The sequence below is a fragment of the Porphyromonas crevioricanis genome, from assembly GCF_900476255.1.
Lineage (GTDB): Bacteria > Bacteroidota > Bacteroidia > Bacteroidales > Porphyromonadaceae > Porphyromonas > Porphyromonas crevioricanis.
On record NZ_LS483447.1, the window covers coordinates 2026033 to 2041883 of the forward strand.

The window sequence follows — 15851 nt, forward strand, 5'->3', positions numbered from 1 at the left end:
TGGCTGAAAACAAAAGTAAAGCCTTCTGCAGAAGCATCCTATCCCTCATTATGGGTATTTCCGTCTATCCTGTCGGAAGGCACTAACTCATTCTTACACATCACGTCCGGGGCGCAGAGCCTCGGCGTCATCGAAGCAAAGGATACTATTAACAATCGTTGCGGCCAGGTTGCTTCCTCCCTTTCGTCCTTCGACAATCACCTTCGGCACATCTCGGAAAGTCTTACACATATACTTCGACTCACAAACATGCACGAAACCGACAGGAGCTGCAACAATACCAGCCGGTTTGGCTTTTCCCTTTCGGATGATGGTACAAAGTTCGATCAAAGCAGTCGGAGCATTTCCAAAAACGAAAAGGGCATCAGGGTGCTCCTGTACAGCCAAACGAATACCTGCCTGTGTGCGAGTGATCCCTTCGGACTCGGCCATTTCCTTTACGGCCGGATCAGATAGATAACAGTGTACCTGCACCCCCAGCCTGTCCAAAGCTCCTTTACGTATACCACTCTGGACCATAGACACATCGGTAACGATATGCTTTATTGTCCCATCCGAAAACCCTCTATAGAGATGCTCTACTGCTCCAGGATCTGTATAGAGGACATCCTCCATGGCGAAGTCAGCTGTCGTATGAATACAGTGCAACAGAGGCCATTTGCGATCAATAGGGATATTAGGGTCTTTCAACTCAGCCTCAATGGTCCGGAAACTCTTGATCATAATATCCTGCCCTATCCCCTTGCTTTCGGTCTTGCTCTGCTGAGCAAAATAGCCTCTGGGAGTGATCATTTTGCCCGAAGAAGCGTAGGTCTGGCTATTGCCAATGATCACAACCGTAAACATATCCAATTCTTCCGGGTCAAGTTCGCCAAGAGTAGTGAGCACGACCGTCTCTTCCTCCCTTCCGGCCTGGCGCACATATCCCACTGGAGTAGAGGCAGAACGACTCGTGAGGAATATTTCTTGCAAACGATAGAATTGCCAGTAACGATCATGGCTCTTGGGGTTGTATATACAGGTCACAAAATCGGCTTCAGCTGCAGCCTTGATACGTTTCTCTATGGTGAGCCAGGGAGTGAGCAAGTCCGAGAGAGAGATAAGGCATAAGTCGTGCCCTATGGGGGCACCCAAGAGAGCTGCGGCCTTCTGGAAAGCAGAAATACCTGGCAGTGTCTCTATCTCGACCTGACAATCCATCTCCTCTCGCATCTCATACATCAACGGAGCCATGCCATAAATGCCGGAATCTCCCGAACTAATCACACAGACTTTTTTCCCTTCACGAGCTTTCTCCAGTGCAATTCGTGCACGCTCTCGCTCTTTCTTCATACCGGTATCGATGCATTCTCCACTCGACTTGAGGTGTTGCTGCACGAAACGGAAATAATACTTGTATCCGATCACCACATCGGCCTCGGCTATGGCCTGCATCACAGCCGGAGTCATATCTTCCACTCCTCCTGGCCCCAGACCTACCACTAATATCTTGCTCATTATTATCCTATTGCTTTTCCTTTGTTTTTCCTATCAATACACAAATACTTCTCAAGCTGGGAAAGTATCATTCGACTTTGGCCCCAACTGCTATTCCATCTCGTTCCATCATGGCTTCGATAGAAGGTTTACGACCACGGAATGTTTCGTACAGCTCCATTGCATCACGCATATCTCCTTGCTCCAATATGCAGTGTCGGAAACGTTCGGCGACTTCCCTACTAAACAAGCCTTCCTCCTTGAATGCAGCAAAGGCATCTGCATCCAAGACTTCACTCCATTTATAGCCGTAATAACCGGCAGCATAGCCTCCGGAAAAGATGTGTCCGAACGAAGGACTCATCATTGTTTCCGGCGGAGAGGGGGGCAAGACAAGAGCCTTACTCCAGGCATCCTCCTCGTAGGTTTTGATGTCTAAATCACTCGGCAAATCCTGCTCAATAGTATGCCAAGCCATATCAAGATAACCGAATGAAAGCTGACGACAACAAGCATAAGCTGTGAGGAAATGACGTGAAGCCCTAAGTTTATCAAGCAACTCTATAGGGATTGGCTCTCCGGTTTGGTAATGCGCAGCAAAGCTATTGAGCCATTCGGGTTGAATAGCCCAATTCTCCATAAGTTGGGAGGGGAGTTCGACAAAATCTCTCACCACAGATGTACCGGAAAGAGAGCCAAAACGACAACGAGAGAACAGACCGTGCAGTGCATGTCCAAATTCATGCAAAAAGGTATTCACCTCACCTATCGTAAGCAATGAAGGCTTGTCCGGTGCAGGGGGAGTAAAGTTCATGACCAGTACGATGTGTGGACGATGGTCTTCTCCTTCGGCTGTGCGATACTGTTCTTGAAAATTATTCATCCAGGCTCCACTCTGCTTGCCTGCTCTTGGGAAGAAATCCGTATAAAAAAGGCCCAAATAAGAACCGTCAAAATCCTTTACCTCATAGGCTTTCACATCAGGGTGATAAACACTCACCGAAGAGGGACAGAAGCTAATACCATAGAGACGTTCGGCCAAGCCAAATACTCCTTCGATCACACGATTGAGGGGGAAATATGGGCGCAGCATCTCATCATCCAGCTCATAATATTTCTGCTTATATCTCTCTGCCCAGTAGGCCCAATCCCAGATATGGAGGCTCCCTTTTTCTATACCAGACTCTGCCGCCAGTTCCTCAATCTTTGCCACTTCTTCCCGAGCCGTGGGTTTATAGGCTGTAAGCAGTCGGTCCAGCAGAGCATATACATTGGCAGGCGTCTCAGCCATGCGATCCTTTAGCACCATTTGAGCAAAAGAGGGATAGCCCATGATCTGAGCTGTTCGACGCCTCAAATTGGCAATAGATATAATATGTGGCCTGTTGTCATATTCGTTGTCAGTGGCTCCCACAGTCATCCGTGCTATATACATTTGTCGCCTCAGTTCCGAGTTTGGGCAATGTTGCATAAATGGGCTGTAGGAGGGAGCAGTGAGATCGAATAGCCAACCTCCCTCGTTGCCCTTCTCCTTAGCCTTGTGATGTGCCGCGTCAAGCACGGTTTGTGGCATACCGGCCACATCTTCCGGATTAGTAATAAGGAGAGTAAAACGCTTCTCGTCTCTCAACGCATTCTGCCCGACTTGCAAGGTAAGCTTGCTCAATTCCTGAGCAATATCCCGCAACTCTTGTTTTTTCTCCTCCGGCAACAAGGCTCCGCTGTCTACAAAACCTTCGTAGCAACGTGTAAGCAACCTGTTCTCCTCATCCGTAAGCCCAAGACTTTCTCTCTGCTTGTAAATGGCCTCTATCCGGCGGAAAAGAAGTTCATTCAAGCTGATATAAGTGCTCAACTCTGTGAGTTTCGGCAGGATCTCCTCAGAAATGGCCATCAGATTGTCATTACTATCGGAGTGCAACAGATTGAAAAAGACCCCAGCTACACGCTCCATATCTTCACCACAGTTCTCCAATGCCAAAAGAGTATTGGCAAAAGTTGGTGGTTCCGGGTTTGTTATTATCCGGTCTATCTCAGCTCGCTTAAAACGAATTGCCTGTTCAAAAGCCGGCAAATAGTCCTCCTCTTGTATCCGATCAAACGGATACGATCCGTGCAATGTATCGAATGGAGCCAGAAGGATCGCTCCGGCCTTCTTTGCTCCGCAGTATGATTCTTTCAGATAATTCATCTGTTACCGTGTTTTTTATAATCGTAACACACTAGCCCCAAAGGTAGGTTGTTTGATCGAAGGGGCTATCTTTGCAATACTGAAATTTGAGCTGCGATTCCGTCCCGATGTAATTAAGAAAGCTTCGCTGCTCTAAGCAATCTAACTGAAAACAACCCTTCTTAGTTCGACAAAAGAACATCAACACAATAATTATAGTAGCTTAAGACATGACTTCAAGAGCAATTATCGACACGTATTCATTCGAAGATCAGACCGTTTTTGTCCGTGTAGACTTCAATGTCCCTCTGGACGAGAAATTCCGAATCACAGATGACACTCGTATGAGGGCCGCCCTCCCTACCCTCAACCGCATCCTGAAAGACAACGGTCGCGTCATTATCGCCTCGCATATGGGACGCCCCAAAGCTGTGGAAGAGAAATACTCCCTTGAGCACATTCGTCCGCATTTGGAAGAGCTTCTGGGCCGAGACGTGAAATTTGCAGCCTCAGCCGTTGGCGATGCCACCAAACAAATGGCTCATAGTCTGAAAAAAGGAGAAGTGCTGCTACTGGAGAATTTGCGCTTCTTTGAGGAAGAAGAAGGCAAACCTCGCAATCTGTCTACCGAAGTAACAGAAGAAGAAAAGAAACAAGCCAAGGCAATACTGAAAGAACGACAACTCCTCTTTGCCAAACAACTGGCAGACTTGGCTGATTGTTATGTCAATGATGCTTTCGGAACAGCGCACAGAGCGCATGCCTCTACTGCTGTAATGGCACAATACTTCGATGCTCAGCACAAAATGTTCGGCCTGCTCATGGAAAAAGAAGTGCAAGCCGTAGATCGTATTCTAAATCAAATAGAAAGACCTTTTACCGCAATCATGGGAGGCAGCAAAGTCTCCAGCAAAATCGAAATCATAGAAAACCTGCTTGGCAAAGTTGATTATCTGGTTCTCACCGGAGGGATGACCTATACTTTTTCCAAAGCTTTCGGAGGCAAAATAGGTAATTCGATTTGTGAAGATGACAAGTTGGATTTAGCCTTGGAAATAGTAGAGGAAGCCAAACAAAAAGGCGTAACATTGGTGCTGTCGGAAGATGCCAAAATTGCCGATGCCTTTGACAACAATGCCAATGTGGGGTATGCCGATAACAATAACATCCCAGACGGTTGGCAGGGTATGGACATAGGCCCGAAAACAACAGAACGAATAAAAGAGGTCATTGCTCAGTCGAAGACTATTCTTTGGAATGGTCCGACAGGAGTATTTGAATTTGACAACTTCTCCGGTGGTTCCAAAGCTGTAGCCGAGGCCATAGCACAGGCAACTCAAGCAGGAGCTTACTCTTTGGTTGGGGGAGGAGATAGCGTTGCCTGCGTAAACAAATTTGGACTGGCAAATCGCATGAGTTATGTTTCTACCGGTGGAGGGGCCCTTCTAGAAGCTATCGAAGGGAAAACTTTGCCCGGTGTTGCTGCCATCGAGAGTTAAGAAGAAAAGCCCCACTTTCAAATACATTCATTCCCTTCCAATCGTCATTTTGCTGTAATCCTACAAGACAAATACAACAACCATTCATACAAATTCTTTAGTCCCAATGAAAAAATTACCAATCAGTTTGCTATACCTCGGGATCATATTTTTGTACAGTTTGTGCATGGTACCGATGCAAACCCAAGCCCAAGTCAGTCTGGGTGGAACTCCAAAAAGCTTTGTAATGCAAAGAATAGCCTCGGCGGGCTTTAGCAACTCCGGAGAAGCCCAAGTAAGGTTGCTTCCCCTAAATAAAAATATTGAAGACCTTATCGAGCAAGGGAGCTGGGATGGGGAAAATATCTCCGCTCGCCCCTACGTGATCGGAGACTGTGTGCGCACAGATATTGACATGGCCAGTCAGGCTGAACAGTTCAGGCTGGAAGATGGGACATTGGTATATCGTCTCAAAATGAAATCTCCAGAAGCCAAGGCTGTCTACCCTACCTACAGCCGTTTCCTGATACCGAAAGGAGCCAAATTGTATGTCTATAACCCGGACAAATCTGTGTTGCATGGGGCTTATACCCACGAGAGCAACCCCCTAGGAGGATCTTTTGCCTCTATGCCCGTGAGTGGGGAAGATATCATACTGGAGTATGAGTCTAATGAAAGAGGTGATGCTCCCGAAATCATCGTTGATGGCCTTGTGCATATCTTCCGCGAACAAGTTGCCAAGATGATGGATGTAAACCCCGGGGAAGACACATCAGAGTATCCCACTTGCATGATAAATGCCAATTGTCCCGAAGGAGACGACTGGAGAGATCAGAAAGCCGGAATTGTACAGATCTTTATCGTGTATGACAATGGTTCAACGACTTCTTGCTCGGGAGCTCTTGTAAACAATACAAACCAAGACTTCACACCCTATATCCTTACAGCTTCGCACTGTGCCGGATCCGGCTCACACTTCCCAGTAAGTCAAGAATCATTGAACAAATGGATATTCACATTCCACTATGTCAAGCCGGATTGCTCCAATGCCTCCTCGGCCACATCTTATGGCAAAAGTATGGTGGGATGCTCCAAAGTGGCCTATTTACCTTCTGTGGGTCATTCCGATGGATTACTATTGAAACTCAATCAGGATATTCCGCTTGATTACCGCGTTTACTATAACGGTTGGGATCGCAGACGCACTCCTCCTGCGAAAGGAGTGAGCCTGCATCACCCAATGGCGGATGCCATGAAGATCTCTATCTTCTCTCAGAGACCCAACATTACCTATTTCCGAGATTTCTTCGGCGATGGTGCATCCAAGGCTCATTTTGAAGTGACTTTCAATACAGGTACTGAAGGGGGATCTTCCGGCTCATCTCTCTTTAATGAGAAAAAGTTGATTGTCGGCACACTCACCGGAGGAGGTGAGCCTTGTAAAAATCCGGCCCGGCAGGATTACTATGGACGATTACATGCTCATTGGGATTGGTTCAAAGAAGAAGGGAATGATGTGCAAATGGCAACATTCCTCGATCCCAAAGAGAATGGTAAGACAGAAATGCTGGAGGGCACTTATCGAGAGAACAAACAGTATTACGAGCCTGTCGCCAGAGTAATGGCTATACCGTCTGACAACAAAGGTAATAGGGTGAAAGTAATTTGGACGGCCCCTGTAGGCATGGATAAAAAGACAGTTGCGGAATACCAAATCAAGCGTAATGGCCAGAATCTGAACATCAAAGTTCCCCACGTACACGGCACAGAATATTACCAGTTTGAAGATCAATTCAATGCAAACGATGTGATCAATGGGATGACGGACTACCAAGTGAGGGCATTATACAAAGAAGGTGACAGCCCTGTAGAGACAGCTTGGTCTCCCATCGTAGCTGCATACACCTTGGCAGACAGAAAAGTTGCAGGAGTGAAAGTCTCGAAAGAGGGTGATAAAGTACATCTCAGTTGGAACAAGCCTATTCTCTGCGCTGAATGGTCAAAAATAGGATCTGGAAACGATATTGAGTTTAAGCCCTTGCCCGTAGAGTACAGACCGCAGGGAACTCACGACACTTGGCCTCTAACACAACTCACTTATCGTGAGAGCTGGCCTTTCAAGGGGATGCCGTTCCGTGCAGTAGGGAATCACAACCAACTATATGTAAACCAAGTAAGCATGCTGCCAACAAAGGCCGGTACGAATATCTACGCCTACCTATCAGCCTATGACCCTGCCTACGAAGAAGGCTACAAGCCTACTATCATCAAAACACGAGTACCTAATGACTGGCAACCCGGCCAATGGGTACCGATTATTCTTCCCGAACCTTTCGTTGTTGATCCCCTGGGAACCTTCTTTGTAGGCTTTGTTACCGACAATGAGCTGCCAACTCCTGCAGGCATCGCTTATGCCGAAGGCAGTCGAGATGAGTATGCCACAAGTGAATCAGCCCTATTCTGGAATCCGGACACAAATGATAAGGGGAAAGGATTTTATTCATTGGAGCATTCCAAAGTAAAAACTTTCGGAAAAAACTATATGGCTATTCGTTTGCTCATTACAAATAGCAGCAAAAAGTTGCAGCAACCCATTACCGATGTCGCTGCCGGTAGCAAGGGTCTGGCTGTTCTACCCATCATAAAAGGCTATCAGATAAGGCGAAATGGAGAAGTTGTGGCCGAAGTAAAGGAACTTACCTACACTTCCGACATCGCAGCCAAAGAGGAAGATAAATATGAAGTCTTTGCCATATACGAAACCGATCCGGCTGTTTATCTAAATCAAGCTCAGGCGCAAAACACATTTGTAGTCAGTGGAATCTGCCAAGGAGAAGGTAGTTTGGAGATAACAGGCTTCGAGAATCTTAACGAGGTGCCATACGGAACAACTCTCTCCGTAAAGGCCCAACCAAACAAAAGCAAAGGCTATACATTGGAATCTATCAAAGCCGGTAATGAAGATATTACACGCAAAAAATCTTTTGTAGTAAAGTCGGATGTTGTTGTGAAAGCAATTTTTGTCCAAAAAGGACATCAAGTGAAACTTCGCAGCAATGCTCTGGGGAAAATTGAAATTGCTGGCTACACAAACGATCAGCTCAAATCAGTTCCTACAGGTACAGAACTCACGGTACTCGCCAAGCCTCAAGCAGACAATATCAAGCTCTCAAAACTGACTGCCAATGGCGAAGACATAATGCAGAGCATGAAGTTTGTAGTCACTACAGATACAGAAATCATTGCAGAGTTTGCCAAGACTGAGGGAATCAATGATGTTAGGAAAACAGGAATACAACTCTATCCCAATCCGGCAGACGACTATGTGGAAATTTCCGGAGCCGACAAGAATGCAGAACTGTTGCTGATGGAGCTAAATGGACAGGTACTGCTCCGAAGCATGACAGATGCCAACGGAGCTGCACGTATCGACCTCACACAATTTGCTCCAGGCAGCTACTTGCTACAAGTCGGCAAGTTGTCTCACAAACTGGTCGTTCAGTGAGCTGACTTTGGAAAAACAAATTCAGTTGTGATTGAGGGGGCTTTCTTCTCCATCGCAAAAAGATAAGCAAACAACACGAGGGTACCGTCAAATATATTTTGGCGGTACTCTTTCTTTTTTGAAGATACACACGATAGGTCTCAAACGAATTCCCAGAGGGGTATTTCTCTTCGCTAAAACCAACACATTTTGTAAAAATACAGTCGCAGACAAAACGACAAAAAAGAAAAGAAAAGAAAAGAGACTGTTGCAAACTAACAGATATACCCCTTTTTATACGTCTTGTATAGGTCTATCAAAACACCGATGAACAGGGCATTCTAAAGGGGTCAAAATTCTCTCAGGAGAGAATTTTTGCTAACACAGGAGAGAGCAATTTTTTTCTCAGGAGAGAATTTTCATTCTCTCCCGTGTTAATCAAAATCGGCTCCCATCAGCATCAAAAAAAGATCGGAAAAACCCAATAAAAAGCCCCCGATCCGAGCAGAAAATGCACCGCAAACAGAACACAATAAAACACAGAAAAAAGCACAAAGAAACACTCAAGGAAATATATCATAGGTTCCGGACAAGTCCGAAAAACGAAGTGGAAAACTTATGCATGATATAAAGAAGGTATTAACAACACGACAGCCTCATGATTGTGCAACTCTACCTATTATATAATAGGTGTATAAACACGAGCTCTTTCGTCCCTATTGTGATTGATTTATGGAAAGATTCTGGATTGAGAACAAAGCAAGTCTTCTTGATATGAGACTTTTTCCTGCTTTGAGGGAGAAGGTTTGGTCTTTTGAATATAATACATACCTTTGTGTCGCTTTGGTGAGCGTAGCAGTAACCACTGTTGCGTTGTAATAGGGAATCCGGTGAAAGTCCGGGACTGTCCCCTCAGCTGTAAGTTCGAAAAACAAGAAGCAGCAATCTCACCGGCCACTTCCGCGCCCCGGGTGTTTTTATCCCAGGCTCCGCTTTCAAGGAAGGAGGGAAGGCCGTTGCTATCTCGAACAAGTCAGAAAACCTGCCAAGGCAAGCAGCTCTCAGCAACTCGGGGTGAAGGGTAACGAGAGTGATGTTTTTTTAGTCAATACAAGACAAGAGTAGTCTATGCGCTTGGATACAAGTCGCAGTTGCGTTATGGCCGTTTGGGGCATAATGCGCTGTGGGATGTCGCAGCCTATAGAGAGTTTGAGGACAAGGTTAATGGCTGTCCGAAACTCTATCCCTTTTGAGGAAGAATCATTTTTCCTCACAGGTAGATTGTCCTTGTCACCCGGTCTCGATCGAACGATCTAAATCACTTTGTAATACGAATCAACAAAAAACAGTGCTATTATGATGACAAGTCAAGAGTACATTGAGAGCATGCGCAAACTCAACCTGAAGGTGTATTTCATGGGAGAGCGCATTGAGAACCCTGTTGATCACCCCATGATTCGTCCTTCACTCAACTCTGTGGCCATGACCTATGAGTTGGCTGAGAAGCCTGAATATCAAGAGGTGATGACCGCCATTTCCAATCTTACTGGCAAGCGTATCAATCGCTTTTGTCACTTGCATCAGTCTACCGAAGACCTCAAGAATAAGGTAAAGATGCAGCGTCTGCTCGGTCAGAAGACTGCTTCTTGCTTCCAACGCTGCGTAGGGATGGATGCTTTCAATGCAATCTACTCTACTACATATGAAATGGATCAGGAGCTTGGAACAAGCTACCACGCTCGTTTCGTAGAATATCTCAAATATGTTCAGGACAACGACCTCGTAGTAGACGGGGCAATGACTGACCCCAAAGGGGACCGTGGCCTATCTCCTTCTCAACAGGAAGACCCGGATATGTATCTGCATATCGTGGAAGTGCGCGAAGACGGTATTGTCGTACGTGGAGCCAAGGCTCACCAGACTGGAGCTGTCAATTCTCATGAGCACTTGATCATGCCTACTGTTGCCATGAAAGAAGGTGACAAGGATTATGCTGTTTCATTTGCCGTTCCCGGTGACACGGAAGGTCTGTTTATGATCTATGGTCGCCAGAGCTGTGACACTCGTAAGACAGAAGCCGGAGCCGAAATAGATCTCGGTAACCCCACATTCGGAGGACACGAAGCTTTGGTAGTATTCGACAATGTGTTTGTACCCAACGAACGCGTCTTCATGTGTAAGGAATACCAATATGCAGGTATGATGGTAGAACGATTTGCCGGCTATCATCGTCAAAGCTACGGAGGCTGCAAAGTGGGTGTGGGAGATGTGCTCATTGGAGCTGCTGCTTTGGCCGCCGAATACAACGGTGTGCCTAAAGTATCTCACATCAAGGACAAGTTGATAGAGATGATACATCTGAATGAAACACTCTACGCTTGCGGTATTGCTTGTTCTTCCGAAGGTAAACCTACTGCATCCGGTAACTATCTGATCGACTTGCTTCTGGCGAATGTTTGTAAGCAGAATGTTACACGTCTGCCATATGAGATTGCCCGCCTGGCCGAAGATATCGCTGGAGGTCTGATGGTAACCATGCCATCTGAGCAAGACCTGCGTGATCCGGAGCTTGGCCCAGTGGTGAAAAAGTATCTCAAGGGAGCTGTAGGAAAAGATACAACCAATAGAATGCGTATCCTGCGACTGATCGAGAATATGACATTGGGTACTGCAGCTGTCGGCTACCGTACGGAGTCTATGCACGGAGCCGGTTCTCCTCAAGCCCAACGCATCATGATTTCTCGTCAAGGCAACTTGGAAGCCAAGAAACAAATGGCAAGAGAGATTGCTCGTATTGATACCTCTTTGGATAAGTAATAATATTCAAAAACTCTTAAGATAGAAGACGATGACCCGAAAACTACCGACCGAATCGGAGATCAAGGAGGTGTTGGACCGTGATGTCCGGCCATCTCTGATGAATCATAGCGGAGACGTTCAGCTAAAATCTATCCGCCCAGATGGTACGGTAGTTGTGGAGTTTTTAGGTTCGTGTCGCTTTTGCCCCGCTGCCCTGGATACGTTGGAGTCCTTGATAGGGGGAGCCTTTGCCAATTCTTTTCCTCAGTCCAATCTCCGAGTCGTATTAGGCGGGGGGGTAAGCGATAGTCTTTTGAGTGAAGCCAAACGCCTGATGGGTAAGACGCATTGAAAAGTATGAAGAACTCGTATCAATCGAAAGTTGTTAGTGCCCTGGAGGCTGTAAAACACATCCCTAACGACAGCTTGGTAGTTATGGGACATGCTGCAGCCGTGCCTCAGCTTTGTTCACAAGCTATAGCCGATAATTATCAGCAATATTCCAATGTGCGCATTTACCACATGCTTTGCTTGGGCAATGCGCCATATACAGCCCCTGAGATGCAGGGGCATATCACTCATGTGACCAACTTTGTAGGAGGGAATACTCGCCAGGCCGTAGCCGAGGGTAGAGCAGACTTTTTCCCGGCCTTCTTCTATGATGTTCCTCGTTATTTCCGAAATGGTCTGTTGCCAGTGGATGTAGCGGTAATACAGGTCTCCGAACCTAATGAAGAAGGATACTGCAGCTTTGGTCTTTCTTGCGACTATACCAAGCCGGCTGCCGAGTGCGCCAAAATGGTTATTGCAGAGGTAAATAAGCAGATGCCTTTTGTCGGAGGGGACAACTTTATACACGTAGATCAGATAGATTACATCGTAGAGGCCGATTATCCTCTCTACGAAATTCCTTTGCCCAAAATAGGAGAGGTAGAGCAAGCTATCGGAGCCAATGTCGCTTCCTTGATTCCCGATGGAGCCACATTGCAGCTTGGTATAGGGGCAATCCCCGATGCCGTATTAGTTTTTTTGGGCGAAAAGAAAGATTTGGGTATTCACACAGAAATGTTTTCCGACGGGGTATTGCAGTTGGTAAAGGATGGTGTGATTACCAACCAGGTCAAGCCTATCCACAAGGGAAAGCTCACTGCTACATTCTTGATGGGGACAAAAGCCCTGTACGATTTTGTAGACCACAATCCCGATGTAGATCTTGCACCTGTGGATTGGGTGAACAACCCGACCACTGTCATGCAGCTCGACAAGATTATCAGCATCAATAGCTGTATTGAGGTAGACCTCATGGGGCAAGTAGCCAGTGAAACCATCGGTCTCACACAGTTCAGCGGTACCGGAGGTCAAGTCGATTACGTACGTGGCGCAGCAATGGCCGATCATGGGGTAAGCATTATGGCTATGCCTTCGACGGCAAAAAAAGGGACCACTTCCCGCATCGTTTCTCTTCTGGCTGCGGGTTCTGCTGTCACGACATCTCGCTGTGATGTAGACTACGTGGTTACCGAATACGGCATAGCACATCTGCGAGGAAAATCACTAAAAGAAAGAGCTAAAGCCCTCATTGCGGTGGCTCATCCCCAGTTCCGCTCGGATCTGGAAGCAGAGTTTGCCAAACGTTTCCCGATGGCCTGATGCAGATTTTAGATTCATGATATAAACCACATATTGATATGCAACTATTCAAGTTAGGTACAGTCATTCACGAATTTGACAATTTTGCCGAATTTGCCAAGGGGTTCAATCTCGGTGAGCGTGACTTGGTTATTACCAATGCTTTCCTCCACGAACCTTTCATGGCCAATCTCGGTCTGAAATGCAAGTTTGTGATGCAGGAGAAGTATGGTTTGGGTGAGCCAAACGACGAAATGATGAATGCCATCCTGCGGGATACCAAGGGTACTGACTTCGACCGTGTAATCGCTGTTGGCGGTGGTACGGTGATCGACATATCCAAATTGTTTGTGCTGAAAGGTTTGGGCGAAGACGTCCTCCCTGCTTTCGACAAGAAAATTCCTCTGGTGAAAGAGAAAGAATTGGTAATCATTCCTACAACCTCTGGTACAGGTAGTGAAGTAACCAATATCTCCATCGCCGAGATCAAGAGCCGTCATACCAAGATGGGCTTGGCTGATGACGCCATATTGGCCGATCATGCTGTGATCATTCCCGAATTGCTACGCGGTTTGCCTTTCAAGTTCTGGGCCGCCAGCTCTATCGATGCCCTCATTCATGCTGTGGAATCATATGTATCTCCTAAGGCTAACGTTTACACTCGTATGTGCAGCCTTACAGCCATGAATACCATATTAGATGTGTTCAAGGGCGTTGCTGCCAAAGGCGAAGAATACCGCTATGAAAGAATGGGAGATATGCTCATGGCTGCCAACATTGCCGGAATCGCATTTGGCAATGCCGGAGTAGGAGCCGTGCATGCTCTTTCTTACCCTCTGGGAGGTAACTACCACGTGCCACACGGAGAATCCAACTACCAGTTCTTTACGACTGTGTTCAAGGCCTATCAAGCTAAGAAACCTCAAGGATCAATTGTTGAGCTCAACGAAAAACTGGCTGCAGCATTAGGCTGTGAGGCTTCGGTTGTGTATGAGCGCATGGATGACTTGCTAGGTCGTTTGATTGCCAAGAAACCTCTTCGTGAGTATGGCATGAAGGACGAAGAAGTACGAGGATTTGCCGAAAGTGTTTTGCAAACTCAACAAAGATTGCTCAACAACAACTATGTGGAGCTGTCTGTAGATGAGATAGAGGCAATTTACCGCAGCCTGTTTTAAGTAAACAATACGTATAAGATAGGAAAGAAAGCAAAGAGGGAAGGGAAACCTCCACCTCTTTGCTCCCCAAACCACGAAAGACTGGGGAGGAGTTCCTGGTGAACCTCTCCAAAGCATCTGAAAAAACCACACAGATGTGCTACCCGATGCTTGCGCCGGTGCAACGGTGTGAGTAAGAGTTCGCACCGGCCAAGCTCAGGTACAAAAGTCTGGATTTTATCATTGATCATCGATAAACCCAATACAAAAATCCTATTATGGAAATTCGTGAAATGATTGAGGCCGCACGTAAGGCCCAACAACTTTATCAAGCTCGCTTCGATCAGCAAGCTGTAGACTTGGTAGTACGCGCTGCCGCCAAAACAATTTATGACAATGCCGAGCTCTTGGCTCGTGAAGCCGTAGACGAAACTCAGATGGGTGTTTACGAGCACAAGGTCGCCAAAAACAGAAACAAATCTAAGGGAGTATGGTACAACCTTAGAGACAAAAAATCCATGGGCGTTCTCTCTATAGACGAGCGTACAGGGATGATAGAAATAGCCAAACCAATAGGCGTGGTTGCCGGTATAACGCCGATGACAAATCCGATCGTTACACCTATGAGCAAGATTATCTTTGCCCTGAAAACACGCAACGCGATAATCATCGCACCACACCCAAAGTCGAAGCGTTGTTCGGCCCACGCCATTGATTTAATACTTGAGGCAATAGCTCCTTTTGGTGTACCCGAAGGTATGGTACAGGTAATCCGTGAGCCGAGCATTGAGAAAACTCAAGAACTGATGTCCTTGGCCGACGTAGTAGTAGCTACTGGTGGTATGGCCATGGTACACTCTGCGTACTCTTCTGGTAAGCCTTCATTCGGTGTGGGAGCCGGTAACGTACAGGTTATCCTCGACCGTTTCATCGATTTCGATGACGCTGCAGAGAAAGTTATCACTGGTCGTTCTTTCGACAATGGTATCATTTGCTCAGGAGAGCAGTCTTTCATCTATCATAAAGATGACAAAGAAGAGGTGTTCCGTGCATTCCGTGCTCATGGAGCTTACTTCGTACCGGAAGAAGATAGAGACAAAGTGATCAACGCTATTTTCGAAAACGGCTCTATCGCTCGCGACATCGTAGGTAAGGGAGTGCAGGTGATCGCGAAAAAGGCAGGCATCACATGCCCCGAAGATACACGTGTGTTGGTTGTTGAAAGCCACGGATATGGTAAGGACGATATGGTGAGCAAAGAGAAGATGTGTCCGGTAATGGGAGCTTTCCCTTACAGCAACTTCGAAGAGGCTCTCAAGATCGCAAAAACCAACCTCTTCCTCGAAGGGAATGGTCACACAGCCGGTATTCACTCCAATAACCAAGCCAATATCATCAAGGCTGGTAGTGAAATCTCTGTAAGCCGTGTCATCGTGAATGCTCCTTGTGCAACTACTGCCGGAGGTTCTATCCAGAACGGTTTGGCCGTAACCAACACATTGGGCTGCGGATCTTGGGGTAACAACAGTATCTCTGAGAACTTCACATACAAGCATTTGCTGAATATCACACGTATAGCACCGATTTCCGCTCGAATCAAGGTGCCTACCGATCAAGATATCTGGGAGTACTAAAAACAGTTTCGCTCAGACTATAGA

At 46.6% G+C, this 15851-nt stretch carries 9 protein-coding genes and 1 riboswitch; of the genes, 7 read left to right on the plus strand and 2 right to left on the minus strand.

Annotation, left to right across the window (positions count from 1 at the left end; genetic code table 11):
* Positions 1-93: 93 nt before the first annotated feature.
* Both cobJ and DQN70_RS09015 read right to left on the minus strand, forming a co-directional pair.
* Positions 94-1503: a precorrin-3B C(17)-methyltransferase gene (cobJ, locus tag DQN70_RS09010; protein ID WP_111759369.1), complete on the minus strand. Its 1410-nt coding sequence runs from the start codon at positions 1501-1503 to the stop codon at positions 94-96.
* Between the two features lie 61 nt (positions 1504-1564).
* The gene (locus DQN70_RS09015; protein ID WP_023940869.1) at positions 1565-3667 is read right to left on the minus strand and encodes a M3 family metallopeptidase; all 2103 of its coding nucleotides are present in this window, start codon (positions 3665-3667) and stop codon (positions 1565-1567) included.
* A 209-nt stretch (positions 3668-3876) separates the two neighbouring features.
* On the opposite strand from DQN70_RS09015, the gene DQN70_RS09020 reads away from it, so the two are divergent.
* From DQN70_RS09020 to DQN70_RS09050, 7 genes are all read left to right on the plus strand, one after another.
* Complete coding sequence (locus DQN70_RS09020) at positions 3877-5145, plus strand: phosphoglycerate kinase (protein WP_023940867.1); 1269 nt, start codon at positions 3877-3879, stop codon at positions 5143-5145.
* 226 nt (positions 5146-5371) lie between these two features.
* Positions 5372-8629 (plus strand): T9SS type A sorting domain-containing protein, encoded by a 3258-nt coding sequence (locus tag DQN70_RS09025; RefSeq protein WP_158441741.1) that lies wholly within the window; start codon positions 5372-5374, stop codon positions 8627-8629.
* Between the two features lie 806 nt (positions 8630-9435).
* A riboswitch (cobalamin riboswitch) is annotated at positions 9436-9672 on the plus strand.
* A gap of 292 nt (positions 9673-9964) precedes the next feature.
* Entirely contained in the window at positions 9965-11425 is a 1461-nt protein-coding gene (locus DQN70_RS09030) for a 4-hydroxyphenylacetate 3-hydroxylase family protein (protein WP_023936504.1), read from the plus strand.
* Positions 11426-11456: 31 nt separating this feature from the next.
* On the plus strand, positions 11457-11759 hold the full coding sequence (locus tag DQN70_RS09035) for a NifU family protein (protein ID WP_023936505.1): 303 nt from the start codon (positions 11457-11459) through the stop codon (positions 11757-11759).
* A 5-nt stretch (positions 11760-11764) separates the two neighbouring features.
* The gene (locus tag DQN70_RS09040) at positions 11765-13057 is read left to right on the plus strand and encodes an acetyl-CoA hydrolase/transferase family protein (protein WP_042226081.1); all 1293 of its coding nucleotides are present in this window, start codon (positions 11765-11767) and stop codon (positions 13055-13057) included.
* 38 nt (positions 13058-13095) lie between these two features.
* Positions 13096-14214 (plus strand): 4-hydroxybutyrate dehydrogenase, encoded by a 1119-nt coding sequence (locus tag DQN70_RS09045; RefSeq protein ID WP_023936509.1) that lies wholly within the window; start codon positions 13096-13098, stop codon positions 14212-14214.
* Between the two features lie 257 nt (positions 14215-14471).
* Positions 14472-15827: an aldehyde dehydrogenase family protein gene (locus tag DQN70_RS09050; RefSeq protein ID WP_023936513.1), complete on the plus strand. Its 1356-nt coding sequence runs from the start codon at positions 14472-14474 to the stop codon at positions 15825-15827.
* Positions 15828-15851: the final 24 nt, after the last annotated feature.